General features: G+C 68.6%; 26 protein-coding genes. 9 read left to right on the top strand and 17 right to left on the bottom strand.

The features are described 5' to 3' along the window. Nucleotides 1–311: 311 nt before the first annotated feature. The 4 genes from ACKUB9_RS24470 to ACKUB9_RS24485 all read right to left on the bottom strand — a co-directional run bounded on the left by ACKUB9_RS24470 (nt 312) and on the right by ACKUB9_RS24485 (nt 4,932). Nucleotides 312–1,289 (bottom strand): alpha/beta hydrolase family protein, encoded by a 978-nt coding sequence (locus ACKUB9_RS24470; protein WP_407527929.1) that lies wholly within the window; start codon nt 1,287–1,289, stop codon nt 312–314. Then, nucleotides 1,289–2,533: an MFS transporter gene (locus tag ACKUB9_RS24475; protein WP_407527931.1), complete on the bottom strand. Its 1,245-nt coding sequence runs from the start codon at nt 2,531–2,533 to the stop codon at nt 1,289–1,291. Before ACKUB9_RS24475 ends, ACKUB9_RS24470 begins: the two co-directional genes overlap by 1 nt. Before the next feature lie 116 nt (nt 2,534–2,649). Then, nucleotides 2,650–3,585: a LysR substrate-binding domain-containing protein gene (locus ACKUB9_RS24480; protein WP_407527934.1), complete on the bottom strand. Its 936-nt coding sequence runs from the start codon at nt 3,583–3,585 to the stop codon at nt 2,650–2,652. Between the two features lie 192 nt (nt 3,586–3,777). Continuing rightward, entirely contained in the window at nt 3,778–4,932 is a 1,155-nt protein-coding gene (locus ACKUB9_RS24485; RefSeq protein ID WP_407527937.1) for an alpha/beta hydrolase, read from the bottom strand. Nucleotides 4,933–5,480: 548 nt separating this feature from the next. Here ACKUB9_RS24485 and ACKUB9_RS24490 point away from each other — a divergent pair. Further along, nucleotides 5,481–5,780 (top strand): hypothetical protein, encoded by a 300-nt coding sequence (locus ACKUB9_RS24490; protein WP_407527941.1) that lies wholly within the window; start codon nt 5,481–5,483, stop codon nt 5,778–5,780. Then, nucleotides 5,770–6,339, top strand: a complete 570-nt coding sequence (locus ACKUB9_RS24495) for a type II toxin-antitoxin system VapC family toxin (RefSeq protein WP_407527944.1) — start codon at nt 5,770–5,772, stop codon at nt 6,337–6,339. The genes ACKUB9_RS24490 and ACKUB9_RS24495 overlap by 11 nt, the downstream gene beginning before the upstream one ends. Before the next feature lie 209 nt (nt 6,340–6,548). Here ACKUB9_RS24495 and ACKUB9_RS24500 read toward each other — a convergent pair whose 3' ends face one another. The 3 genes from ACKUB9_RS24500 to ACKUB9_RS24510 form a co-directional block, all read right to left on the bottom strand. After that, the gene (locus ACKUB9_RS24500) at nt 6,549–7,190 is read right to left on the bottom strand and encodes an invasion associated locus B family protein (protein WP_407527947.1); all 642 of its coding nucleotides are present in this window, start codon (nt 7,188–7,190) and stop codon (nt 6,549–6,551) included. After that, a complete protein-coding gene (locus ACKUB9_RS24505; RefSeq protein ID WP_407527950.1) occupies nt 7,190–7,972 on the bottom strand; it encodes a SapC family protein in 783 nt (260 codons plus the stop codon). The genes ACKUB9_RS24500 and ACKUB9_RS24505 overlap by 1 nt, the downstream gene beginning before the upstream one ends. A 65-nt stretch (nt 7,973–8,037) precedes the next feature. Next, nucleotides 8,038–10,293, bottom strand: a complete 2,256-nt coding sequence (locus ACKUB9_RS24510) for an MBG domain-containing protein (RefSeq protein WP_407527952.1) — start codon at nt 10,291–10,293, stop codon at nt 8,038–8,040. A 296-nt stretch (nt 10,294–10,589) separates the two neighbouring features. On the opposite strand from ACKUB9_RS24510, the gene ACKUB9_RS24515 reads away from it, so the two are divergent. Further along, entirely contained in the window at nt 10,590–11,357 is a 768-nt protein-coding gene (locus ACKUB9_RS24515) for a TetR/AcrR family transcriptional regulator (RefSeq protein WP_407527955.1), read from the top strand. A gap of 99 nt (nt 11,358–11,456) precedes the next feature. Further along, nucleotides 11,457–12,866 carry an MFS transporter gene (locus tag ACKUB9_RS24520; RefSeq protein ID WP_407527957.1) on the top strand — a complete coding sequence of 470 codons (1,410 nt, stop codon included), beginning with the start codon at nt 11,457–11,459 and terminating at the stop codon, nt 12,864–12,866. Between the two features lie 60 nt (nt 12,867–12,926). On the opposite strand, the gene ACKUB9_RS24525 is transcribed toward ACKUB9_RS24520, so the two are convergent. From ACKUB9_RS24525 to ACKUB9_RS24560, 8 genes are all read right to left on the bottom strand, one after another. After that, the gene (locus tag ACKUB9_RS24525; RefSeq protein ID WP_407527960.1) at nt 12,927–13,256 is read right to left on the bottom strand and encodes a CsbD family protein; all 330 of its coding nucleotides are present in this window, start codon (nt 13,254–13,256) and stop codon (nt 12,927–12,929) included. 247 nt (nt 13,257–13,503) lie between these two features. Next, nucleotides 13,504–14,478: an aldo/keto reductase gene (locus ACKUB9_RS24530; RefSeq protein ID WP_407527963.1), complete on the bottom strand. Its 975-nt coding sequence runs from the start codon at nt 14,476–14,478 to the stop codon at nt 13,504–13,506. Nucleotides 14,479–14,699: 221 nt separating this feature from the next. After that, nucleotides 14,700–16,367 (bottom strand): hypothetical protein, encoded by a 1,668-nt coding sequence (locus ACKUB9_RS24535; RefSeq protein WP_407527966.1) that lies wholly within the window; start codon nt 16,365–16,367, stop codon nt 14,700–14,702. 485 nt (nt 16,368–16,852) lie between these two features. Continuing rightward, the gene (locus tag ACKUB9_RS24540) at nt 16,853–17,560 is read right to left on the bottom strand and encodes a helix-turn-helix transcriptional regulator (protein ID WP_407527969.1); all 708 of its coding nucleotides are present in this window, start codon (nt 17,558–17,560) and stop codon (nt 16,853–16,855) included. 25 nt (nt 17,561–17,585) lie between these two features. Beyond that, the gene (locus tag ACKUB9_RS24545) at nt 17,586–18,002 is read right to left on the bottom strand and encodes a DUF1761 domain-containing protein (protein WP_407527971.1); all 417 of its coding nucleotides are present in this window, start codon (nt 18,000–18,002) and stop codon (nt 17,586–17,588) included. A gap of 172 nt (nt 18,003–18,174) precedes the next feature. Beyond that, complete coding sequence (locus ACKUB9_RS24550; RefSeq protein WP_407527973.1) at nt 18,175–18,636, bottom strand: PaaI family thioesterase; 462 nt, start codon at nt 18,634–18,636, stop codon at nt 18,175–18,177. 91 nt (nt 18,637–18,727) lie between these two features. Then, entirely contained in the window at nt 18,728–19,219 is a 492-nt protein-coding gene (locus ACKUB9_RS24555; RefSeq protein WP_407527976.1) for a winged helix-turn-helix transcriptional regulator, read from the bottom strand. 323 nt (nt 19,220–19,542) lie between these two features. Then, the gene (locus ACKUB9_RS24560) at nt 19,543–19,782 is read right to left on the bottom strand and encodes a DUF2188 domain-containing protein (RefSeq protein WP_407527978.1); all 240 of its coding nucleotides are present in this window, start codon (nt 19,780–19,782) and stop codon (nt 19,543–19,545) included. 496 nt (nt 19,783–20,278) lie between these two features. On the opposite strand from ACKUB9_RS24560, the gene ACKUB9_RS24565 reads away from it, so the two are divergent. The 3 genes from ACKUB9_RS24565 (at nt 20,279) to ACKUB9_RS24575 (ending at nt 23,028) form a co-directional block, all read left to right on the top strand. Continuing rightward, entirely contained in the window at nt 20,279–20,449 is a 171-nt protein-coding gene (locus tag ACKUB9_RS24565; protein WP_407527981.1) for a dodecin domain-containing protein, read from the top strand. A 62-nt stretch (nt 20,450–20,511) separates the two neighbouring features. Continuing rightward, complete coding sequence (locus ACKUB9_RS24570) at nt 20,512–20,739, top strand: hypothetical protein (protein WP_407527984.1); 228 nt, start codon at nt 20,512–20,514, stop codon at nt 20,737–20,739. A gap of 111 nt (nt 20,740–20,850) precedes the next feature. After that, the gene (locus ACKUB9_RS24575) at nt 20,851–23,028 is read left to right on the top strand and encodes a glycoside hydrolase family 3 N-terminal domain-containing protein (protein WP_407527987.1); all 2,178 of its coding nucleotides are present in this window, start codon (nt 20,851–20,853) and stop codon (nt 23,026–23,028) included. A 170-nt stretch (nt 23,029–23,198) separates the two neighbouring features. Here the strand turns inward: ACKUB9_RS24575 and ACKUB9_RS24580 are convergent, their stop codons facing one another. Then, on the bottom strand, nt 23,199–24,161 hold the full coding sequence (locus ACKUB9_RS24580; RefSeq protein WP_407527990.1) for an AraC-like ligand-binding domain-containing protein: 963 nt from the start codon (nt 24,159–24,161) through the stop codon (nt 23,199–23,201). A gap of 61 nt (nt 24,162–24,222) precedes the next feature. Beyond that, on the bottom strand, nt 24,223–24,540 hold the full coding sequence (locus tag ACKUB9_RS34445; RefSeq protein ID WP_432760181.1) for a hypothetical protein: 318 nt from the start codon (nt 24,538–24,540) through the stop codon (nt 24,223–24,225). A gap of 87 nt (nt 24,541–24,627) precedes the next feature. Here ACKUB9_RS34445 and ACKUB9_RS24590 point away from each other — a divergent pair, with 87 nt between their 5' ends. Then, entirely contained in the window at nt 24,628–25,044 is a 417-nt protein-coding gene (locus ACKUB9_RS24590; protein WP_407527996.1) for a Ros/MucR family transcriptional regulator, read from the top strand. A gap of 23 nt (nt 25,045–25,067) precedes the next feature. Further along, nucleotides 25,068–25,481: a response regulator gene (locus ACKUB9_RS24595; protein ID WP_407527999.1), complete on the top strand. Its 414-nt coding sequence runs from the start codon at nt 25,068–25,070 to the stop codon at nt 25,479–25,481. Nucleotides 25,482–25,611: the final 130 nt, after the last annotated feature.

Below are 25,611 nucleotides of genomic sequence, written 5' to 3' on the forward strand. Positions count from 1 at the left end.
CGACGCCTCACCTCGGCTGTCGGGAACGGCACGGGGCGGGTCCGGCTCGCCAGGGCAGGGGGCCATATGCGTGGCGCCGGTCGAGGTCGAGACATCTCGGAGCCGGCTCGCCGCGACCGAGGCCGGGCGGGGCACGGACCGGATCACGCGGGAGCCGTCAGGCCATGTGCGTCCGCACACATCACGTGGCTTGGCGGGGTGCTAGACCGGATAGGCCCCCTCGTGGGCGTTTCCTCCCTCGACTTCGGGCCGCTCGCAAGGGCGGCCTCTTCATGTCTGGGGTTGGTCGCAGCGGCCCGGCAGCAACCCGTTCACAGAGCGCCGGGCCGCTGATCAGGCCCGGTTCGCGGTCGATCCACGGCGATCGCGGCGTCCGGCCAGGGATTCGTGCCGTCGCGCAGCCACCGCACCGTGTCGATCCAGAAGGTGCCGCTGCGGCGCGCATGGAACAGACCGAAATGGCCGACCCCCGTCGCGCCGACGGCAGCGGGCGTCAGTTGAACCTGGATGCGCGGGCTGGCGGTGTAGTAGGCCAGCGCCCGGCGGATGGCCGAGGGTGTGCCGAATTCGTCGTCGGTCGTGCCGACGGCGAGGATCGGCGCGCGTACGGCCGCGAAGCGGGCCAGGATCGTCGCGCGGTCGCGCGGCGGATAGCTCGCCTCCATCCGGGCGCGGCGCAAGCTCCATTCGTACGCCACGCCCGCCGGGAGGTCTTCGAGCCACCCGAGCCGCCGCCCCGGGAAGTAGCCGACGATCGATGTCAGGAGCGGCATGACGAGGTGCCACTTCGCGGTCATGCGCAGCCGGTGGCGTGCGGCGTAGTCCCGCCGATACGCGAACTGCGCGCCGACGGTGAGGACGCGATCCACGTGGCCGGCCGATTCCGCGAAACCGAGAAGGAAGCCGCCGATGCTGTGGCCGACCGTCATGATCGGCCCGGCCCGGCGTCCGTGCACCCACCGGATGACGGCGTCGAGATCACGCTCCCCCCAGTGCCGCCATCGGATGCCGCAGCCCTTCAGGGTGGTGGGACGCGAGGCGCCGACTCCCCGGTAATCGTAGGTCAGGACCAAAAAACCCTGCCCGGCCAGGAACGCCGCGTAGGCGTGATAGTAGCGCGCCAGGACGCCGGTCGCCGGGTTGACGATGACCGTGCCGCGGAGCGGGCCGCACCCCCGATCGGGGCGCCAGAGATGGCCATGCAGCACGTAGCCGTCCTGGCACCGCATGGTCACCGCTTCGGAGAGCACGCCCGCGGCGTTCCGAGGCGCGTGGACGAGGCTCGTCATCAGGCGCGGGCCGCGACGGGCTGGGCGATGCGGCCCGGGCGGTCGTCGATCGGGAAATGGAGCAGCGCCGCGATCAGGCCCGCGATGGCGGTCGCCGCCCAGACCGGCCCGTAGGAGCCGGTCGCGTCCAGCACGACACCGCCGAGCCACGCACCGAGGAACGAGCCGATCTGGTGGCTCAGGAAGACGATGCCGAAGAGCGTGCCGAGATGGCGAACCCCGAAGACCTTCGCCACGAGGCCGCTCGTCAGGGGCACGGTGCCGAGCCATGTCAGACCCATGACGGCGGCGAAGAGGATCACCACCATCTCGGACTTCGGTGCGAGGGCGAACGCGCCGATCGCCACGGCCCGAACCACGTAGAGCCAGCCGAGAACATGCTGCTGTCGGAAGCGCCCGCCGAGCCAGCCGCAGCCCCAGCTGCCGATCATGTTGAACAGACCGATCAGGGCGAGGGCCGTCGCGCCCAGGCCCATGGGCATGTGGCAGAGCGTGAGATAGCCGGGCAGATGGGTGGCGATGAAGGCGAGCTGGAAGCCGCAGCTGAAAAAACCCAGCGTGAGAAGCTGATAGCCGGGGGTCCGCCCGGCCAGCGCCACCACGTCGCGCAGGCTGCCGGGCGTGGACTCGTCCGCGCCCGCCGAGACTGGGCCGCCGCGATCGAGCCGGTATCCGAGCGGCGCGACCGCCAGGATGATGCCGGCGAGCGCGAGGAGGGCCGCGGTCATGCCGGCGAGCGCGGTAATCGATTCGGCGAAGGGCACGAGCAGGACCTGCCCCAGCGAGCCGCCGGCGCTCGCCAGCCCCAGCGCCGAGCTGCGGCTCTCCGGCGAGGCCATCCTGCCGATCGCGGGCAGAACGACGCCGAAGCTCGTGCAGCTGATGCCGATGCCGACCATGAGCCCCATGCCCACCAGGAGCATCGGCCCCGACGGCAGAAGAGCGGCGAGCGCGAGGCCCCCGGCGAAGACCAGGGCGCCGAAGGCGATGACCGGGGCGACCCCGTAGCGGTCCGCCGTCGCTCCCGCGACGGGCTGGGCCAGACCCCAGACGAGGTTGTGCAGCGCGATGGCGAGGGCGGTCGTCGCCACGGGGATGCCGTGCTCGACCGAGAACGGTCCGAGAAAGAGACCGAACGTCTGCCGGATCCCCATCGCGCCGCTCAGGACCAGCGCCGCTGCCGCGACCGCCAGCGTCACGCCGCCCCGCCCTCGCACCACCCGCACATGTGTGATCATCGCCATGAGCCCGCTCCTTCGACGCGAGGCTCGCAGCCGTGTGGCGGAGCGGCAAACGAGAAGCCTTCCGCGGCCGGTGAGCGGTCCTCACGAGGGGAGGCCTCGCGACGGCCCGGCCGGACTCAGCCGCCGACGATGTCCGCGGGTGATGCCGCGTCCGTCGGGCAGGGCGCGAAAGCTTCGGCCTGCGTCAGCACCCAGTCCCTGAAGCGAGCGAGATCCTGCTCCGTGTCGGCACGATCCGAGCTGACGAGCCAGTAGGTTGTCGCCGCCCGGACCGCAGGCCCGACCTCGACGAGCGTGCCGTCGCGACGCTCCCGGTCCATCAACGACGTGCGACCGAGACCGACGCCCAGGCCTGCCGCCGCGGCCTCGAGCGACAGCTGGATCGTGTCGACGTGCAGGGTGCCGATCAGCGGAGCCGCATTCGTTCCCGTGGCGTCGAACCACGCCTGCCAATCCTCGCTGAGGGAGGTGACATGGATGATGGTCGCGCGGGTCAGATCGACCGCGCCGTCGCGATCGACCAGGGTCTCGCGATAGGCCGGGCTGCAGACCGGAACCAGCCGCTCCTCGAAGAGGCGCGTCCAGCGCTCCGTCGAGACCGGGATCCGGCTCATCCGAAGGGCGAAGTCGAAGCCGTCGCCCGGGAAGCCCACTTGGCGGTGCGAGGTGTCGATCGCGATGGCGATCCGCGGGTAGCGCGCACGGAACTCATGCATCCGCGGCAGCAGCCAGCGCGAGGCGAGGGTCGGGGCACAGCTGACGGCGATGGTTCGTCCCGAGTGCGGCGTCGGCAGGCGCCTCGTTCCGACGAGGATGAGCGAGAGGGCTTCCGACACGTAGGTGAGGTAGTCCGCCCCTTCGCGCGTCAGGGAGAGCTTGCCCGGCTCCCGCAGAAAGAGCTTCACGCCCAGCGCCTTCTCCAGAGCGACGATCCCATGGCTGACGGCGCTCGGCGTGACGTTGAGTTCGGCCGCCGCGCGGGCGAAGCTGAGATGCCGGCCGGCCGCATCGAAGAGCCTGAGCGTCGAGAGCGGCGGAGTTCGGATCCGCATGCCTCCTCCGGAGCGGTGGGACCGGAGCGAACCTAGGCGGAGACGACGTGTGGGCGCCATAGGTCGCAGGGGTCCGTCCGTGTGATTCCGGCGACGCCTGCGATGGTCGCGCGCCGGGAGGACAGGCTCGAACCCCCGTGCCGGTGACGGGCAGGGTCTCGCCGAGGCGGCTCGGCTCGATCCCCGTCGGGGTCAGCGCAGCTTTGCGGTGATCCACCCGATGATGGCATCCGCAACCTCCAGGTTGTTGGATTCCAGCATCATCATGTGCCCGTTTCCCCGGATGCCGTGCTCGGCCAGAGCGAGCCGATCCGGCTTCGCACCGGCCTGCTCGAGGAACGCACCGGTGCAGTCATCCATCGTGGCTCGAAACGATGCCTCGCCGGTGACGATCACGGCAGGAACCTTCGCCAGGTTCGGCAGCTTGCGAGCCGGTTCGGCCTGCAGCCAGCACCGGATCTGACCGGGCCGCACCGGCTTCTCCGCCTGGGCGATGGTGAGATCGGTGGGCGAGTTGACCGCCGGTTCGAAATGCAGCGGCACGCGCGTGATGCCGTAAGGCCGGGCCCGGGCGTCGCCGACCTTCTCGTACCACTCCTCGCCGCCTTTGAAGCGGATATCGAAGAACGTCGGCCCATTCGGCTCGACCGCGACGTGCGCCTTCACGAGATCCGGCCGCTGGTCCGACACGGCCCAGCCGAAAACACCGGCTTGCGAGTGGGTGAGGAGGACCGACGGACCGATCTTCTCCAAGAGAGCGGTGAGCGCGGGACCGACGAGGTCCTCGCTCTTCAATGCGCTGGCGATGTAGGGCACTTGGGAGAAGTAGAACTGGTCGAACGCGGCATTGCCCTTCACGCCCGGACCACCCGGCCACTGGGTGTGCAGCTTGGCCTGCGGAAAGAGTTCGAACTTCTCCTGGCCCGTGAAAATGCTCTCCAGATCACCCGTGGCGAGCCGGGCGTAGGGTCCGTAGACCTCGGGATTGTCGCCGGATCGGCCGCGTCCGACCTGATCGACGACATAGACGGCGAAGCCACGCTCGACGAAGCGATCGACCCAGCCCGGCCGTCCATCCGGGGTGCCCAGGAAGTTGATCCCGGTCTGAGCGGTCCCGTGCACCATCACCACGGGATGGCGCTGCGTGACCTGAACCGGGGCGTGATACTGCACGAACATGTGGCCGACGGCGATCTCCTTGCCCCGGACCGTCTCGTAGCGGCCGCCCACGAAGAAGTAGCCCTCGCGCTGGGCCGGCTTGAACGCGGCGGGCGTGCCGGAATCGGCGGCCGCGGCGGGTGACAGGCAAGCCAGCGCAAGGGCGCAGGCCGTGACAGCCCGGAGCATGATGTCCTCCCATGTGGCGTCTCGTGCCAAGTGGCGTCTCGTGCCAAGTGGCGTCTCGTGCCAAGTGGCGTCTCGTGCCAAGTGGCGTCTCGTGCGCCCCTTGAAGCCTACCATGCGGGATGAGGGCGGACGCGTGCATCTTGCGGGCAGGTGGTGAGCGGGCCGGGCAGGGCAGTCCATGAAGGTTCGGATGCTGGAAGGGGCGATCGCTTGCCGCGTGCGGCTGCACTTGGAGACGGCAGAGATGCGCCACGTCCGGACCTTCGATCGGGGCCGCCTCGATGGCCGCGCCTCACCCGGCCGCGGAAAGCTGACACGCGGAGATCAACCCATGGACGATGGGCGCTTCGCCGATACGCCGCCTACGGAGTCAGGATCACCGCACTGGAAACGCTCCTTGAGCCTCGTTCGAAAACACCCACCGCAAAGGGCTCGATCGGAGGTTTCCCTCTTTCCAGAAGCAGCCGAGCTTCCTCGCGGCCTTGCGATGCATGACATTATCCTCCATTTGTCATGCATCCCCGAAGGGCGTGTCGGAGGCGATGGCCATGCGTGAAGGCGAGCCGAAACGTGAGGCACGGCCGGGCTCGCGCGAGATCGTGGCACAACGGGTCGCGGCGACGCTCGACACGGTGGCCGCTGCCGGATTGCTGTCCGGCCGAAAGGGCAAGCGCATCTCGGGGCGGGCGCACGACCAGTTGTTTGCCGCAGCTGCGGAGCGCTCCGGCCTCGACGGCAACGACCTGCTCGAATATGCGCTCGCGAAAGTCGCCTTGGAGGACGACTTCACGGAACGGCTCCTCGCGCTGAAGGGGTCGGTGGCCAAAGACGTCGACCTTGAGTTTTGATCTCGCCGGGGCGCTGCGCCGGCTGAAGCCGGAGAAGCGCGTCGCGCGGCTCGACCGGAGGCACGACGACGAGCTGAGCTTCGTCGGGTCTGCGCCCGCGGCAGGTCCGGCGCTGCTGCTCGACACCTCCGTGTACATCGACGCCCTGCAGGACCGCCTTCCTGCCGTCGTGGAGGGACTGCTGATCTCCCGCGAGGTCAATCACTCGGCGATCGCACTGGCCGAGCTGGCACATCCCCTCGGTCGCCTCGACCCGGCGCATCCGGAAACGGCGGCCGTGTCCGCCGCGATCAGGGCCGCCATCCAGGCCATCCCACCCCATCGCCTGAGCGCACCGAGTGGTCGCGTTCTGGCCGAGGCGGGGATCGTCACGGGCATCCTTGCCCGTCTGCGTGGAACAGCGAAGACCGATCGCCAGCCGCTTCTCAACGACGCCGTGTTGTACCTCCATGCCTTGGACAGAGGCTTCTGTCTCCTGTCGCGCAACATCGTCGACCTCGATCTCGTCGAACAGCTCGTCCCCGGCGGCCGCGTGCTCTTCTATCGCCGGGATCCCTGATCCCATCCGTTCGATGGATCGCCGGTGCTCGAACTCACCGTCGCCTGTCGCCTCCGTGACCGGCGCGGTGAGGGTTTTCGAACGCCCGCGATGACCTTGGCGTTCTGGGTTCTCGGCGGCTTCTTCCAGCGGTGAGATGGGGATGGCACGCCGGTCGGAATGGAACCGCGAACACTGTCGTTGAGATCACGCGATGATGATGGGCCGCTTCAGCGGGTCTCCTTCGCCAGGGCGTCCAGGGCAGGGCCGAGGCCGCGCATCGACAACGGGAGCGCGATCTCCCGGCCGGCGGCGTCCTTGAACCGGATCCGCCCCGGCTCGGCGCTGCCGCGCCAGCGCTTGAGCACGTCCTCGCTCAAAGCCGCATCGGCGAGGCAGCCTCCCTGCTGGCAGCGTCGCCACGCGAGGTCGAAGGGGGCGGCCTCCTTCTCGCCGGCGAGAACCTGGACGGCACTCGGGAACGAGACCGTCACGGGCAGGACGGCCGTGACCCGCAGCGGCGCGGGGCCGATCCGGCCGATGGCGATCTGGGCGATCGGCGCAGGCTGCCCCTGCACGTGCAGGGATTGGGCGACCTCGCACACGCGCTCGGCTTTCTCGCCCTCGCCCGTGCGCTGGCAGCGCAGCAGCCAGTCGCCGAAGCTCGCCGTGGTCAGGCCCGGCTCGGCCGGCACGGGAGCAGGGGAGGGGCTCGTGTCGGGCTTGGCGGCCGGCTTGGCCGCCTGCGCATGCGCCTGCGCGAGGCAGGCCGGGAGCGCCACGGCGGCGGCCAGAACGGCGGCCGAGACGGCTGCCACGACGCGGCCGGCCGGCCCGGGGGCGCACCGGAGGGCACGGGCGAAGCGGGGCATCAGGCGAGCGCTCCGGGAGCTTGGGCGCCATGGGCCGCGGCGGGCGGAGCGGCGAAGGGCAGCGTGAAGTCGCCGATCGCCTGCAGGCTGACGAGATGGGCATGGATCGGTCCGAGCCAGCCCTCCCGGCGCAGCCGGTCGCCGTCCGACGCCGCCAGCGCGGCCAGGGCGGCCTCGTCCACGCCGAGCACGCCGTGCAGGGTATGGCGCGCGCCGTCCGCGGGATCCTGTCCCTCGACCGTGAGCGGGCGCAGCAGCGCGAGGTCCTGCAGGACGCGCCCGAACGCCGCCGTGCGCTTGGCGGCCGCAGCGTAATCGACCACCAGCCTGACTCGCTCGGCCAGCAGCGGGCTGTCCGCCCCGTCCTCGCCGAACAGCGGGGCCGCGTGCGGCGGCCCGTCGCCCTCCGCCCCCAGCGAGAGGATCGGCGCGGTCTCATCGAAGCAGATCAGCGGCTCCGCCCCCTCGACCTCGCCGACGATGAAGGGATAGCGGCGCAGGTAGGCCGGCAGGTAGCGCCCGGACCAGGCCCCGTGCGCGTCGACGAGGGCCGAGCGCCCGGGCCGCAAGCCCACGAGGAAGACCGGCGTCGGCCCGAGGCTCTCGGGCAGGAACAGGATCGGCAGGTGCCGGCAGGCCGGGCCGAACTCGTCGATCACCGCCGGCACGAGGTGGCTCGCGCGCGCGAAGTCGAAGAGCTGCGGCTGGGCGAGGGCGAGGCCGCGATGCCGCTCCCGATCGAGCGGCACAACGGATCGATAGAACAGGGGCAGGCCGGTCATGGCGGTCTCGGCGGTCAGGAGGGGGTAGGGCAGGGGCCGCGACCCCGGTGCGGGATCGGGGTGCCTCAGCGCGCCGCCTGGAGGCGCGGGGCGGCGGGGATCGGGACGAGGAAGCAGCCTCCGGTTCTGCCGCCCACGCAGACGACGATCCCCATGAAGCGCGGATCGGTGAGGCCGGTGAAACCGCCCTCGCTGCCGGCGACCGGGACCGGAGCGCCGGTGCCGGCTCCGCGCAGCACCCCGGTCTCGTCGAGGTTCCGCTCCACGGTGCTGGCGAGCGTGGACGCGTCGAGCGCCGGGCCGCCGGGCGCGGCGGGGGCTCCGGTGACGGTCAGCAGGGCGCCGCCGTAGGTCAGCGCGTAGTTGGCCGAGGCCGCGAGCGAGCCTTGCGTGATCGGATACGTCCCGGCCGGGCTGGTCCCGTCGGCCGTGGTGGCGAGGCGGCCGGAGAGCGTATCGCCGTTGACGAGGCCGCGCCCGCCGACCGTGTAGGTGAGCGCCGGGTTGACCGCGCCGTAGAGGCGGCTCAAGGCGTCCGCCGTGATGGTGACCGGGCGCGCCGTCACCGTGAGGTCCGCACCCTGGTAGGTGACCGCGTAGTTGGGTGTGGCGGCCAGGCTCCCCTGCGTGATCGCGTAGGCCAGGCCGCGCACCATCGCCCGTTCGAGGGCGGTGGGGCGCTGCAGGCGCGTCAGGCCGAAGGCGGAGAAACCGTAAGGGGCGAGCACGAGCGCCGCCGGCGTGGTGTCGCCGGCCGGCAGGCCGGTGCCGAGCTGCGCCGGGATCGAGGGCAGCGCGAAGGGCAGGGTGAACGGCACGACGAAGGGCGCCTGCAGCTCGGCCCGCACCACGTAGCCCTCGTCGCCCTGGAACAGGCCGGCATCGAACGCGGACAAGGCGCTCAACGAGGCCAGCCCGATCTGTTCGGAACGGGCGAGCGCCTGATTGAACGAGGTCTGGCCGCGCGCCCTCACGTCGAGGGTCAGGTGCTCGGCCAGCGGCTGCGTGAAGGCGAGCGTCGCCTCCAGCTTCTGGAACGCGGGCCGGGCGCCCTGGCGCGAGAGCGGCTCGGCCTGCGAGCCCGGCGGGGGCGGCTCGCGCGCGCCGAGGCCGTCGATCCCGAACGAGCCGAGGAGGCGGCCGGTGAGAAGGCCCTGGCCGAACGTCCCGACGCTCGGCGCGAACCAGGAGAAATCCCCGCCCGCGCGCGCGATCCGCAGGCGGTCGAGCGAGAGCGGCGCGGTGACGGGGCTGATCGCGGTGACCCGCTCCTCCTGCGCGTCGAAGGCGGCCTCCGCGTTGAGCGTGAAGTCCCGCGAGCGGACCAGCGGATAGCGCAGCCGGGCCGAAGTGCGCGAGAAATCCGAGGCGATGCCCAGCGTTCCGGGCGCCGCCCGCGGCGTGGTGCGGGCATCCGTCGCTTCGAGGGTCAGCGTCAGGCCGTCGAGGCCGAGCGGCAGGATCAGGCCGGCCGCGAGCGCGCGGTTGCGCGGCTCCTGCGTCAGGAAGCCGAAGCGCCCGCCGCTGTAGGGCGCCCCGGAGGCGCGCAGGTACAGAAGCTCGCCGTTCCCCGTCGGCGAGTTGAGATCGAGGCCGACGCTCGTCGTGTAGGTCCCGAGCGTCGCCGCGAGCGTGTTGTCGACCGAGACCGAGCCGGTCACCGGCTTGTAGCGCGCCTCGACCAGCAGCACGCTCGCCCCCGGGTCCGAGCCCGGCGCGAGGGTCGACCGGAGCACGGTGCCGGCCGTGTCGCCGGCGAGCAGGAGGCGACGCTCGATGAGACGCAGCGACACGCCGCGCAGGCCGACGAGATCGCCGAGCACCGCCGCGATGCGCCCCCGGATCTCGGGCGGGAGCGCGCTCGTGTCGACCCGATCGAGATAGCCGTCGACCACGACGATGCGCAGGTCGCCTCCGTCGACGAGCCTCTGGGCCGGCAGCACCACGCGCACCAGCGCGTAGCCGGCCGCCCCGTAGGCCTGCTCCAGGGCGCGGGCCGCCGCGAAGATCTCGGCGGCCGTGACGATCCGGTTCGACAGCCGGGCGACGAGGGCGGCCGTGTCCGCCGCCAGGCCGCCGGCGGCGCCCTCGACCCGGACCGTCCGCACCCGCACCGAGAGCGTCTCGGCGCCCGCCGGTGCCTGCAGCCCCGCGCCGTCCGGGATCGAGAGCCCGCCGCCGAACAACTGAACCTTCGGGCTGAACGAGGGCGGCGTGATCTGCGAGGCGGTCTGCGCCCGGGCGGTCGCCGCAGGCAGCACGAACCCGATCAGAGCCGCGGTCGCCGCACGGCACCATCCCGAACCGAGTCGAGCGCTCATGGCCAACGTCCAATCCGTCGCATTCCGCGCAGGTCGCAGGGCCCGCCCGACCGCTCTCCGCCGGAGCGGCCATTCCGACTCCGATCAGCGTCGCTGTTTCTCACAAAAAGACTTTATGTGCAATACTTGGAAACGTTAGGTCACCGGTCTCATGGGCCGACCGTCGCGTGCTCCCGGAGCGCCGATGTCGATCCGCGGCCCGGCCGGCCATGGCGGCGTCGCGATTCAGGTTCGAGGACGGGGCTTTCGGCCCCATCTCCAGCAAGCGCGTTCAACCGATTCAGGGAACCGCAACCGTGGCGAACTTCTTTCAGTTCGGACAGATGGCCGCGTCACCCCCTCTCCCGACGCGGCCCCGCCAGGATTTTCCATGCGCTGATGCCCGTTGCGTCATGCCAGACAAGATGATCGAGCCAAGCCACGACCTCATGCTGCGCGTTCGGGAAGCATTCCTCACGCATGGCTACGAGAATTTGACGATGGTGCAGCTCGCCGATGACTGCAAATTTACGCGGCGAGCGCTCTACCATTACTTCAACAGCAAGGAATCGGCGTACCGGGCGGTGATCCGGCATTTCAACGCGGTCGCGGTCACGGCCGGCCTCGAAGCGGGACAGGCGGCCCGGCGCGCGGGCGGCAGCGCCCTCGACGTCCTGGCGACCACGCTCGACACCCGCTACGGCGACACGCGCCGGAGGCTGAACGGCTCGCCGCACATCTTCGATCTGAACGCGGAGGCCTTTCGCCGCTGCCGCGACATCATGATCGAGAGCGCGATCGCCTTCCATGCGGAACTCGAAGAGCTCATCCGCGAGCTTGCCGCCGATGGCCTGATGGCGCTCCAGCCCGGCCGGACGCCCGCGGAATTGGCCCAGCTCCTGACCGATGCCGCGCGGGGCGTGAACCAGACGCTTCCGCCGATCGCGACGGAGGACTACGCGGCGCGCTATCGGCAGATCGTCGAAGCGATTCTCTTCGGCGCCGCGGTTCCGGCCGCGGCCGCGGCGCGGGAACCGGCGCCCGGCCGGACCGAACGGCCACGGACGCGCAGGGCCGGGGGCTGAGACCGTTCCGACGCGACGGCGACGCCGCTTCGTGGCTTCTCAGGCGAGCGGACTCGTGGCAGGGATGCGCCTTCCCCTAGGTGAAGGACGGCCGTCACCATGTCCCGCGACGGAGAGGCCACCGGTCGGCGCCCGGCCCTGGATCGTGCCGCCTGGCCGATGCGGGAGGCCGATCGCGCGCCCTCGATCTCCGACCGCCTGGACCGCCTGCCCGTCACGCGCCTGCACCTCGCGATGACGGCCCTGTGCACGCTCGGCCTGTTCGCCGACATCGCCGAGGTCGCCTTGAGCAACGCGCTGGCCGCGATCTTCATCGCGCCACCCTACGGCATTCCGCGCGGCGATCTCGCGCTGTTTCTCGCCTCGGTCTTCATCGGAGGCGCGGTCGGCGCGCCGCTGTTCGGTCTCCTCGGCGACCGGTTCGGGCGCCGGCGCGCCCTGCAGGCGTCGCTCACGGTCATGGCCCTGGGGTCGCTCGCGGCGGCGGCGAGCCCCGACCTGACCACCCTGACGATCGCCCGCTGCATCACCGGTTTCGCGATCGGCGGCTACCCGCCGCTCGCGGCGAGCTACCTCTCCGACGTGCTGCCGCCCGCCCGGCGCGGCACGATGATGTTCATCTCGACGGGTCTCGGCTTCCTGGGCGCTCCCGCCGTCATCCTGCTCATCCGCGGCCTGACGCCCGTCCTGCCGCCCGGCGTCGAGGCGTGGCGCATCGCGCTCGCCGCCGGGGGCGTCATCGCCGTCCTCGCCGCGCTGCTGTTCGCCCGGCTGCCCGAATCGCCGCGCTGGCTGGCGTCGTTCGGCCGCGGCCGGCAGGCCGACAGCGTGGCCCGGCGCTTCGAGCGCGCGGCAGGCGTCCCCTCGCCGCCGGCCGCGGCCCTCGGACCGGATCCCGCCGAACCGACGCGGACCGGCTGGCGCGCCCTGGCCGCCGACCGGCGATCCGCGCGGCGGACGGCCCTGTTCTTCGCCCTGTTCGCCCTGGGTCCCTTCGCGACGATCGGCTTCCCGCTGCTGAGCGCGGCCGTCCTGATCCAGAAGGGCTTCAAGGTCGATCAATCGCTGCTCTTCGCCGCGCTCTCCATGGTCGGACCGTCCCTGGGCACCGTCGCGGCGGCCCTCGTCGTCGACCGGTTCGGGCGGCGGACCTGCCTCGTCGCGACCGCCTCGACGATGATCGCCATGGGGACGCTGTTCGCGGAGAGCGTGGACTTCACGGCTCTGATGCTGGCGGGCATCGCCTTCAACACGGCCGCCGCGATCTATGCCGGCATCCTGACCCTCTACTGCACGGAACTGCTGCCGACACCGCTGCGCGCCTCCGCCCTGACGATCGCCTGGGCGGCGGGCCGGATCGCCGCGTCCCTGGTGCCGATCCTCCTGCTGCCGCTCCTCACGGATCACGGCGCGCGCGCGATGTTCGCGGCGATCACGGCCGCGCTCTCGGCCAGCATCCTGCTCACCCTGACGGGGCCGCGCGGCCTCACCGGCAAGCCCGTCGCGTAGGACGGGTCCCAGACCGTGCCCCTTGTTCCGCCGCGGCTCGACGCCCGACGCGACGACGGTTCAGAGCTTGCTGACGAGGAGGCCCAGGCCGAAGCCCACGAGCCCGGCGACGAGCAGGGAGGCATGGGGCCACTCGACGGACGTCTGGTGGCCCTCCCGCGCGTAGTGGCGGCCCCGGTCGTAGGCCTCCGCGGCCTGGTCCGAGATCTCGTCGGCCGCATGCCGAACGGCATCCTTGGCCTGGCCGTAGAGGTTCTCGGCGGTGCCCTGCGCCTCGCGGAGCCTGCCCTCGACCGAGTCGCGGGTCGAGCCTGCGAGGTCGCCGACCCCGCCCTGCACCTTGCCGCCGAGCTCGCGCGCGGCGCCCGTGATCCTGTCCCTGTCGACCATCGCGCTATCCTTCACGTCCCGTCTCGGGTCGGCGTCGCGTGCCGCCTCGGCGGCCGGATGCCCACCCTCTCTCGCGATTGGGGCAACGGCGGCATCCTCCGCGCGTTCCAAGGTCCGCCGAGGTCGCCGGACGTCACAGGATTCCCGTGCGATCGGCCCCGTCGCACCGGCACTGGAATCGTCCGACTCACGCTCCCGCCCGTGAAGGTGGCCTCGGCGAGGTGTGCCGATCCCGCCGCGAACGGTGTCAGCTCGGCGTGGGAGCGCCGGCCGGGATCAACCCCTCCTTCCGCAGGTCGTCCCAGAGCGCGGAGGGCACGGTCGAGGTCATCAGGCGAGCATTCTCCTTCACCTTCTCGGGTCCCTTCGCGCCGGGGATGATCGCCGCGACCACCGGATGAGCGGCGCAGAACTGCAGGGCGGCAGCGCGGATGTCGGCGCCGTGGACCGCGCAGACGGCCGCGATGCGATCGCGCTTGGCGACCATCTCCGGCGGGGCATCCTGGTACTCGAAGGTGCGGCCTCCCGCGAGCAGACCGGAATTGTAGGGTCCGCCCACCACCACGCGCACGCCGCGCTCCTCGCACATCGGAAACAGCCGCTCGAGGGCGGGCTGGTTGAGCAGGCTGTAGCGGCCCGCGAGAAGGAAGACGTCGGGGTCGGCCTGTTCGAGCGCGCGGATGCAGGGCTCGGTCCGGTTGACGCCGAGGCCCCAGCCCTTGATCACGCCCTGCTCCCGCAGCGCCGTCAGCGCCCGGAACACGCCCGTCCGGGCGACTTCGAACTGCGCCTCCCACGCGTCGCCGAGGTGGTCGGGCGCGAGGTCATGCACGAAGGCGATGTCGATCTGTGCCAGGCCGAGCCGCTGGAAGCTGTCCTCGATCGAGCGCATGGCGGCGTCGTGGGAGTAGTCCACCTCGACTCGAAACGGCAGGCCCTCCACGAAAGGCGGGTTCTCCGGGCGGGTGCGGTCGGGCCGGAGCAGGCGGCCGACCTTGGTCGAGAGGACGAACGCCTCACGGGGACAACGGCGCAGCACCGTGCCGAAGCGATGCTCGGACAGCCCGCTGCCGTAATGCGGTGCGGTGTCGAAGTAGCGCACGCCCGTGTCCCATGCGGCGGCGAGCGCGGCTTCGGCCGTATCCTCGTCGACGACGCCGAACATGTTGCCGAGCGGCGCGCCGCCGAAGCCGAGCGGGCCTGGGAGAGGGAAGCGGGCCATCGGAATCGTCCTCACGGTTCGGGAGATGCGCCGGCCACGAACGGAAAGGCCTGTCACGAGATGAACCGCGCGCGCGGTGCGTTGGATGCATCTCCCGGAAGGAGGGACAGCGCATCGTCGTTGCCGCAGCCGAGCCGCCCCCGGCTCCCGTCCGATGGGACGGCCCGCATCCGCAGACGATCGGGCGGCCGGCCTTGGCATCGCGGTCCCGCCGAGGTGCATCAGACGCCCAATGAGCGATCCGTCGCGACCAAGCCGTCAGCGAATGCCAAGGTCTCGACTGCGAACAAGCGGTCCACACCGTCCGGGGACCCGAGCCTCAGATCCGTGACGACCAGCCAGCCATCCGCCTCCCGCGCAATGCCGTAATCGGCACGCGCACCGCCGAAGACCACCGTGTCCGTCCCGCGACCGCCGATGAGCTGATCGTCGCCGGAGCCGCCCTGCAGGGTGTCCCGGCCCTCTCCGCCGTCGAGGATGTTTCCACTCCCGCCGAACACGGTCAGCCGATCGTTGCCGGCTCCTCCCTCAAGGACGCTCGACGCGGTCGCCGAGGTGGTCGTGGACAGCGTCTCGGTCGAGACCCGCGCGGTCAGCGTGTCGTCACCCACGCCGCCGTCGAGCCTGTTCTCACTGACGCCGTAGACAAGCTCGCGCGTCTCGAACTCGTCCCGGATGCTGACGGCGAGCGTCGCATCGAGAACATCGTCACCTGCTCCGCCGGCGAGGTGGTTCGAGGCCGTGAGACCGGTCGTCCAGTCCGTGAACGTTGCCGTGAGCACGGCTGTGAGCTGATCACGACCCGCACCGCCATCGAGGCGGTTGGCCAGGACGGACTCGCTGAACTGGAACGAGGCATCGAGCGTGGCGGTGAGAGAGTCATCACCTGTCCCGCCCGACAGGTCGGCTTGAGCATCAACGATGCCGGCCCCGCCGACCGCCGCCAGGTTCGAGGTGATGACATCGTCGCCTTGGTCCCCGGTCAGCGCATGCGTCACACGGCTGACGGCGACCGCCAGGGCATTGCTGCGGGCGTCGATCGTATCGTCACCGCGACCGCCGTCGACCGTCGTGTCGGCGCCCGTCGCCATGCTCTCACCGGAGCTGTCGTTGACCGCCACGAGAACGTCGTCACCGTCATCGCCCGACAGCTCGTTGCGGGCCGTCGCCGAGGAGGAGTTCGATCCCGTCGACGTGCCGCTCAAGACAGAGTCGTTGCCGCGCCCCCCATGAACAATATTGACCGCAGTACCGAAACCATTGCCGTTCGTCCCTACGCTCGCCTGAATGACATCATCACCATCGCCGCCATCGAGCAGGTTCATGGCCAGCGAGCCGACGGAGAAGAACCCTGTGCCGGCCCGCGCGGAGATGCGGTCGTTACCCTCACCCCCATCTGCGATGTTGATGGCTTGGTCATCGGAGAGGGCGTTACTCGTGCTTGCCACCGCGGTGATGATGTCGTCCCCGCGCCCTCCGTCCGTGCGGGTGGTGAGGACGGCACCAAGGGTGAAGTCGAAGAGGTAGGCCTCGGCCGCGATGGTGTCGCTGCCATCGTCTCCGGTCAGCACCACGTCGGCGACGACATTGTTGCCGGCCGATCCGAGCCGGCCCGTCAGGGTGTCAGCACCGGCACCCCCCGACGCCACCACCAGCCGCGTTCCGCCGTCAGAGTCAGGCCCTGCCGTCGCATCGACCGAGAGCGTGTCGGCGCCGCTGCCGCCCAGAAGCCCCGTGCGGTTGTAGCCGCTCTCCAGCGTGTCGTCGGCTCGCAAGCCGTCCAGGACATTGCCTTCAGCCTGCGCGGTCAGAGCATCCGCCGCATTGGTGCCGAGAACACGCCGGCTTGGCGCGAGACGCCCAAGCCATTCCGCCAGGTTGATGGCCACGCACGCCCTCCTCTTTCAGGTGGAGATCGGAGTGAATCCGGACATACCTATGTGCGCAACATCGAATCTCCCGGTCAATATAAGCAGTTTCGCCTCGCATGGTCCAGGCCACTACCCTGAAGGATCGCAAGATATTTAAACATGCCTGGTCCCGGCTGGTGTTCATTAACCTAGGTGGCCCGGTGGGAGAGCATTTGCTCGGCGAGCGTTGCGCAGAGGCGAGATTGAACACGGGTGATCGAGCGAGACACCGCCGCCCGTTGCGGCACGGGCCGCGCCCGCCCGGTGTGATCAGGAGCCGCCACGGCGGCCGGTCCGCTCCTCCGGATCGGCCGCAGGCGGCTCGCGTGGCAGCCATTCCGGCGACCGTGAGCAAAGGTCCGGACGTGGCGCGGTTCTGCACCGTGGGCGCGTCTCCGCGGGGTGCCGAGAACCACCCTCTGCTGACGACCGATCGCGGGGTGCTTTCCCTGTCGGCAGTGCCATCACGCAGAGGAGGGAAGGATGTCGTGTCGCTCGCGCATCGTCGCGAGCCAGCGGCGGCGCAGGGCGACGGAGCGCTCCGGGTAGCGCTCGTCCAGGAATGCCACCGCTGTCAGACGATCAGTGCGGAATGCCCGGAAATCCTGCCGCAGCTCGCACCACGCCATGACGACGCGGACGGTCGCAACGTAGCCGAGCATGAACGGGCGGATCACGCGCTCGCTGGATGCACCGGTCGCGTCGACGTAGCTGATGGCGAGTTTCCGCCCCTCGCGGCACCACTTCCTGAGGCGTGCAGCATCGACATGGTCGTCGTCGCGCTCACGTGGGGGCGGCGTTCCGAGCGCGGGATCGTCGATGATTGGACGCAGGTCCTCGGGCACGGTCGCGGCGATCTTGGCGAGCACGTTGAGCGCTGCGCGAGCCAGCGTCGCGTCAGCGTGGGCGACCACCCACTGCGCGCCGAGCGCCACCGCTTCCACCTCGTCCACGGAGAGCATCAACGGCGGCATATCGAAGCCGCGCTCCAAGACGTAGCCCAAGCCTGCCTCTCCGCGGATCGGCACGCGTTGCGCCACGAGAGCGCTGATGTCGCGGTAGATCGTGCGCTTGCTCGTCTCCAGTTCGGCGGCAATCCGATCGGCAGTGAGCGGACCGGAGGCGCGGCGCAGCACCTGGATGATCTCGAACAGGCGGTCGGCGCGGCGCATGGCTCGGATCCGATGTCGGGCCGCGTTATGACAGCGCCACCAAGATCGTGCACGACAGCAAACTGGCGAGGATGAAGAAGGGGGCGTTGAGGAGTGCGTAGTAGAACGGCCGCGGGAAGAGCGGGTTGATCGCGATGTTGACCGTCATGGGGACGAGATAGCCGAGCCCGACGAGTGCGCCCAGCGCGAGACCATCGCCGTAGGTCGTGATGCCGAGCGCGTGGATGAGGATCGCAGTGGTCGCGATGGTGAGCGCGCCGCACACGAAGGGACCGACGAAGAACACCGGTCCGAGCTTCTGCCGCGGTCGATCGGCGATGCCGAGGGCGGCGGCGTAACGCTCGCCGACCAGCCCTGCGAACCAGATGCCCCCGAGGAGGAAGTGGGCGGTGCTGGCGAGCATGACGGCGAACCAGTTCACGTGAGAAAGGGGGTCGATCATGGATCCTGCTTCCCGGCTCGGGATTGGCGAGGATCCTTCGATAGCGACGTGCTGCTGCCACCGTGCTGTCAGCAGCGACGGCGCGCCGAGCGGATTCTCACGGGACCGTCAGAGGCGGCCTTTGCCGCGTCGTGACTGCGGAAAAGCCGATGCGCGCCGCCGGGGCGCATCGTCATCTCGTCCGCGGCCGGGCCATCACCAGCAGCGTCGAAGTCGCCGTCGCGTAGATGCGCTGCCCGGCATCCTTGAGCGTCGCTTCCGCGAACGCAGCGCGGCGACCGACCGTGATGGCGCGCCCCTCTGCCCTGAGCGCACCCGTGTCGGCTGTCACAGGTCTGAGATAGGAGACCTTCAACTCCAGCGTCGTGTAGGCCTGGTCAGCATCCAGCTTGGAGTGGACGGCGCACCCGCACGCCGAGTCCAGGAGTGTCGCGGCGTAGCCGCCATGGACCATGCCCATCGGATTGTAAGCACGCACCGAGGGAACACCCGCGAACGTGGCCCAGCCGTCACCGGCCTCGACCAGGGAGAATTCCAGGGTGTCGCCGATGGGCGGCCGGCCTCCGGCATCGATCAGCGCCTGGAGTGTTGCGAGTCCGGATAGGCCGGGCGCCACCTGTTCGATGAGGTTCACTGGCTGCTCTCCCTTCACGACGGCTCTTGGCGCCCAGCAATCGGGGCGAGGCTTGCGTTGATGCGGCCGAAGCCGTTCGAGACCGCGTCGATCACGGCTCGATCGCGACCCGCGGCGCGAAGCGGTCACGCATGCGGTCGTCCGCAGCCGGTCCCGCCACCACGCGCACTCCCTCGGACAAGGGGCGGCCCGTCCTGGCATCGACCACGATCGGCTCGATGGCTGCCCCGGAGCTGGAATCGATGAGAATGATGCTCTGGCCCTCCGGCGCGAGATGCTTGCTGCCCCAGGCCGCAAGGGTCCACAGCACCGGGCGGAAGTCGCGTCCCATGGCGGTGAGCATGTATTCGTAGCGCGGTGGACGCTGCTGGTAGAGCCGTCGCTCAAGCAGCCCTGCGCCAACCAGAGCCTTGAGACGCCGCGTCAGCATATTGGGCGCAATGCCGAGACTCGACTGGAACTGATCGAAGCGGGTCAGCCCGTAGAAGGCGTCCCGGAGGATCAAGATGCTCCACCACTCTCCGACCTTCTCCAGCGAGCGGGCCACGGGACAGGGCATCTGGCCGAAGGATGTGCGCTGCATGACCGCTGGATAGCCCAGTGACTATCATCATGCAAGTGACACGGGCCGCATGCTCGTCGCTCGCCCGGATCATAGGAACTGCACGCCTAAGTTGCCGGTCCTCTGATCCGGAATGCGGTGCATGCACGGTCGCTTCAGCCTGCGAGATGCTGCGTGAGGATGAGCGGGTCAGATGTTCAACGCCAGCATCGTGGTTCCATGCGTCGCATCAGGAGTTCGCGCGGGCCCTCTTCGGCTCCGCGCTGCGACAAGCCTGAACGCTCGGCCGGCTCGCGGCCGCTCGGTCTTCGGCAGGCGTCAAGTGTCGTGGTTGGAACGACAAACTAGTCTGCCACATCCGTTTCGGGCCGATCACCGCCTTGCACAGTCTCTTCGTGCCACCGGTAGTTCTGATCCTCGTAGCTGATGACCCGGTCCTCATCTGGAACCCGCTGCTCGGCGGCGGCACGCGCCGCGGCGGCATGCGCGTCGTTCCGGGTCGGGAACGTCTCGGAGAACACGTCATCGACCTTGTAGGCCCAGCCTCCGTCGTGCTCGACAACCAGATAAGTGACGCGCGCCATGGCACACCCCCGCTTCCGCATGAGACGCGGCACTGTGCTCCTCTGCCCCGGCGCAGCGCAATCAGGCTCGATGGCTGCACGCCGCGCTCCTCCGGGCGGAAGGGTGCAGCGTGCTGATGTCCTGCCACGGCCCGACCGACGAGGCGGCGGCGCTGGTGAGGTGCCAGACCGGCATTGTGACGAGTCGGACCGCGCGCGCTCGGGCTGCACGAAGGGCTGCGGTGAGAGCACGCCGGTTTCGTGCGGAGAGCCGTGAGGGCGATGGGGGAGGGGCGGCTTCGACATGTCCGCGGTCGGATGACGAGCGATCCTTCGACAGGCGCCCATCGACGTTCCGGCGGGGCCGGGAGTTGTCTTCGAAGACTACGCAAGAAGCTTGGCAAAGAATTGCCGATCAGCTTTCCAATCCACAAACTGGGTTCGATTCCGACCAGGGCGTTGTAGCGCCTGCGCTTTAGGAATAGGGTCGAACATCAAGCCCGCACAGGAGGCCATCATGGCGATGGTCGAGTTCATCGAACGGTCAGCTCGATCTCCGCAAAGCTACGGCGAGGCCATCGAGCAGGCCGCCGAGATGGCTCCAAGCACGCAACGCAACATGCCGCCGGCATGGCTCAATGAATGCGAAGTGATTGCGGGCAATGATCGGATCGCCGGTTTCGGGTGAGCGTCACATGATCCCACACGCTCGAAGAGCGTAGCACAGCTTAGGGAGCAATCCAGAGCGCCATGTTCACGCTGAACGCAATCGAACCGAGAATGATTCTCGTCTTTGCTGGCGCGGCGCTCATGTTCGGCGGCGTCCTCTTCACGGCATTCAAGGCAAACTGGGGTGCGCACTTCAAGGTCCGGCAGCGGACGGACAGCGCCAGCGGTCTCAGCGTGCGGGCGAATTGGCCTGGATTGGTGATGCTGGCGGCAGCCGTCGTCTGCTTCCTCGGTGCGGCCGCGGTTTGACGTCGTAGCGTGGCTTTCCATATCACGTCGGAGGCAGGAGGCGCGGCACTCACGTCTTCGGATTCCTCCTTCGCGACGGTCTGTGCCTCGATGCTTCGCCCCGTCATTCTGATGATCCTCCTCCTGTTCGCGGATGCGCCCAGGCGAGCGGAGGCGATCGAGATCAGAATCGAGACGCTTCTCAGGCAAATGACGCTTGAGGAGAAGGTGGGGCAACTCAACCTGGTGTCACTTGGGCCGGACTTCGACCCAGAGAGTGTCCGCCAAGGTCAGGTCGGCGCAGTCATCAACTTCAACAATCAGCATCTGGTTGCCGAGATCGATGCCGCTTCCCGCTCTTCGCGGCTTGGCATTCCTGTCTTGATCGGGCTGGACATCATTCACGGCTACAAAACCATCTTCCCACCTCCCTTGGCTCTCGCAGCGAGCTTCGATCCCGACCTGATGCGCCGCGTCGCCGAGGCCCAGGCTCACGAGGCGCGCGCGGTAGGGCTCAACTGGACATTCAGCCCCATGGCCGATGTCGCGCGCGACGTGCGGTGGGGCCGCGTCATCGAGGGGACAGGGGAGGATGCTTGGCTTGTGGCCCAGCTCACGCGGGCTCAAGTCGAAGGCTACCGTGCCGGCCGCCTGGCAACGACCGTGAAGCATTACATCGGCTACGGCACCGTCGAAGGCGGTCGCGACTACGATGCGACCCGGGCCGCGCCCACCGAGCTGCGCGACATTCATCTTCCCGCCTTTCGTGCGGGGATCGAAGCCGGAAGCGAAGCGGTGATGACCGCTCTCACGAGCCTGAACGGTCTCCCGGTCTCGGCTGACGCGGATCTTCTCGGGCTGCTGCGCAAGGAGCTTGGCTTCACGGGTGTCATTCTCGCCGATTGGCAGGCGGTGGAGGGTCTCATCGCCCATGGTGTCGCTCGCGACGGGGCAGAGGCGACCCGAAAGGCATTCCTGGCCGGCATCGACATGGACATGACGAGCGGCCTTTTCGTTCGCCACCTGCCGGACGAGGTGAGGGCCGGCCGGGTGACGATGGCACAGCTCGACGCGGCCGTTCGGCGGGTGCTGCGGATGAAGTTCGCCCTCGGCTTGTTCGAGCAACCGACCTTCGACCCACGTGACGCGGCGCGTGAACTCCTCACACCCTCGATGCGGGCTTCGGCCAGAGCCGCCGCGCGCGCGAGCCTCGTTCTTCTTCAGAACCGCGATGCAGTGCTGCCGATCAATCCTGCCCGGACGAAGCGGATCGCTGTCGTCGGCCCGCTGGCCGATGCGCCATGGGATCAGCTGGGGCCTCACGAGGGAGCCGGACGCCCGGAGGACACCATCACGATCCTGAAGGGCCTGGAGACGCGGGCGGCGGCTGCGGGGATGGCCGTGATGTCCCATCCGGCTTGCGATCCCCTGTGCCGTACGCGGGAGGGCTTCGCCTCCGCCGTCACGATGGCGAAGGAGGCGGATCTGATCGTGGCCGTTCTCGGCGAGCCGCGCACCTTGTCCGGAGAGGGATCCTCCCGCGCCTACCTGACCCTCCCTGGCTTCCAACAGGAGCTGCTCGCGGACTTGGCGCGGACGGGGCGGCCGGTGATCCTCGTGCTGATGGGCGGCCGTCCCCTCGAACTCGGCGCCGCGCTGGAGCACGCGAGTGGCGTGCTGATGGCTTGGTTTCCCGGAACCGAGGGCGGTCCCGCCGTGGCCGAGATCCTGTTCGGCGACGAGAACCCGTCGGGCAGGCTGCCGGTGACCTGGCCGCGAACCGTCGGGCAGTTGCCGCTGACCTATGATCGATTGCCGGGCGGAAGGCCGCATGAACCCGGCCTGCGCTGGACGCTGCGCTATGCAGACGAATCGCCCGAGCCGCAATTTCCATTCGGGTATGGCCTGTCCTACACACAGTTCGCATACGGCAGGCCTGTGGTGTCATCACCGAGTGACGGTGAGAGCGGACCGTTGGATCAGGAGTTGAGTGTCCGTGTTGCCGTGACGAACACCGGGCAACGTCGTGGCCGGGACGTCGCACAACTTTACCTTCGCCAGCCGGTGGCCCGACGGAGCCGCCCCTCACGCCTTCTCAGGGGAGCGCAGGTCGTGGAGCTGGAGGCCGGACAGACGCAGCCGGTGGTCTTCCGTGTTCCTCTGCGCGATCTGGGTTTTCACGATCCGGACGGAGGTCTCGTCATCGAGCCGGGCCCGTACCAGATCTTCGTGGGCGGCAGCTCTGCGGCCGAGAGCGGAACGGATGTCGAGATCAAGCACCCGTACCGAGTTGCGCCCGCACCGCAATAGAGTAGGCATGGCCGTCGTCACCGGCGAACCACTCCAGCCCGGCACCGAAGAGCGCCCTCGGACGGCAAGCTGAGAGACACCGTGATCATCCAGGACCGGCGCATGGCGCATGACAGGCTGCCCAGAGTGTCCGAGAGCCGCATTCGACGGTCGCTCGATCGGATGCAGCTCTAATCCGCTCCGGACATCGCGCGGCGACGGCATTCGCTGGGCAGAAGGCCGTAGGCCGCTTTGAACCGCCGACCGAAATGGGTCATGTCCGAGAACCCCCAGCCATAGGCAATCTCGCTCACCGACCGGTGCCGCTGTGCGGGGTCCTCCAGTGCCTCACGGCAGCGTGCCAAGCGCTTCTCCTGAAGAAGCCGCCGAATGGAGGTGTCTTCGTCGGCCAGAATGGCGTTGGCATACTTCACGCTTACACCGGCAGCGCTGGCGACCAGTTCGGCATCGAGCGAAAGATCGGACAACCGTGCCTCGATTTCCGCACGCAGCCTCATGCGGACGACTGAACGGGCGTGAGAGGTGCGGTTAACAGATCCGTCCGTCGCCTTGGTCAGAGAAAGGGCGATCAAGTCCAGCGCATGCGCCTCAACGATCCCCTGCGCAGCCCCGTCCAAGCTGCCCGCGTGAGAGGGGAGCATGTTCAGATATGCCGAGGCCAGACCGCCCTCCGCCATGGCTGGCCTGACAATGCGGGCCGTCAGATTGTTGATGCTCCCGAGGCGGCTTTCGAGCTTCTGCCGTTTGATGGTCACGACAAGCACATCGGCTGCCTCGGAAAACTGACCTTTGTGAGGATAGAGAGGATCGATCAGCGCAAATTGGCACGGCGCCAACAGGGCTCGGCGTCCGTCCTGTTCCAGCACTTTCTGACCGCTGATCGGCATGAAGATAAAGACATCATCACTTTCCATTCTTTTGGCGTGACGATCCGTGTGATTCACCGATAGCGCCGAGCTTCTTGTCCTCGAAATATGCATTTCAGCGCAAACGGCAGCTTTCATTTCTGCGTTGAAACTAGCACGGCATGCAGGATTGGCGTCGTTCTTAATGATGAAACTGCGTACAAAATCCATCCAGTATTCAAATCGATCTCGCTGATGAATGTTTTCAGTCGAGAACACCGTGTGCATCTTGTCCTCCGATCAGAGGGCCGACGTTTCGAGGCATCCGAGCCGATCCCGCCCTGCGGACTCATGCGATGGTGGGCCCTGGGATGAAATCCTCCTTTCCGGCAGATCCGAGATGTGAGATGAAATGCCACGGTTCTTCTTTGAAATCTCTGACGGCCTCATCGATCGAGACGATCAAGGCCATGAATTCGCCGACCTGAACGCTGTCCGGCACGAGGTACAGCGCTTGCTGGGCGAACTGCTCGGGCATGAGCCACCTGGCAAGAACGCATTCCAGATCCGGGTTGATGTCCATGATGAAAGAGGAAGCAGGATTCTGATGGCGACCCTTGCAGTTGTCATCGAAGAAGATGCCGGATAGTAGGATCACAGCATTCATCTGAATCGATATATCATCGCCTGACCGGGCGATGTATTATTTTCGTGTCCAGTTCTGGCACTTACAGCTTGTAGAATGGTGTCTTGCATGGCCCTGGATGGCGCGCCCCAGTCCGGTTTGATTGAGCTTACTGTGGGCATTGTGTCGGCGTACGTCTCCCACAACAACATGCCTCCGGGAGAGCTTCCGGCGCTGATGCGGCGCGTGTACGACCAGCTCGGCAGCCTCGGTCATCCGCCCGCGCCTGCGCCCGAGGCCGAAACCCTCGCTCCGCCAATCCCGATCCGCAAGACGGTGACGCCGGACTACATCATCTCGCTCGAGGACGGCCGGCCCTACAGAACGCTGAAGCGTCACCTCGCCAGCCGAGGGCTCACACCCGAGCAGTACCGCCGGAAGTGGGGATTGCCTTTCGACTACCCGATGGCCTGCGCCAGCTACGCTGCTCAGCGCTCCGAACTCGCGAAGGCCGCCGGCCTCGGGCAGACTCGGCAGAAGCGCTGATCCTGAGCCAGGAGCAGTCGGGAATGCCGTTGGCTCACACCACCTCGCTGCCGATCGTGCTGGTCGTGGAGGACGAAGACCTGATCCGGGCGACCGCCGTCGACCTGCTGGAGGAGGCCGGGTTCGCCGTGATCGAGGCTGACAGTGCTCATGCCGCCTGGACGATCCTTGAGGCCGACCCGACGATCAGCGCGCTGTTCAGCGACGTTGAGATGCCCGGGTCGATGAACGGCCTCGAACTGGCCGAACGGGTGGCTGCCCGCTGGCCGCACATCCATCTGGTGCTCACCTCTGGGCGCCACATGCTGAGCAGTCTTGACGGATCTTATGTGGGCCGGTTCGTGCCCAAGCCGTACGATGGCCACCAGCTGCTCAGGGCCTTCACGGCTCGAACGGCTGGCGTCGTCGGACTTGGGAAGTGCTCACCATCGGGTTAGCGCATCTCCAGAATCTGCTCCACGAATAGATCCGTCATCTGTCATGACAGTGCTTGCGGTCTGTTCGATTCCTTCTGGCCGTGAATTGCTCTTTGCAAGGCTCGCTCTCGATCAGACCGGTTCAAGGCTC

This window comes from Methylobacterium oryzisoli (assembly GCF_046557895.1).
GTDB classification, from domain to species: Bacteria; Pseudomonadota; Alphaproteobacteria; order Rhizobiales; family Beijerinckiaceae; genus Methylobacterium; species Methylobacterium oryzisoli.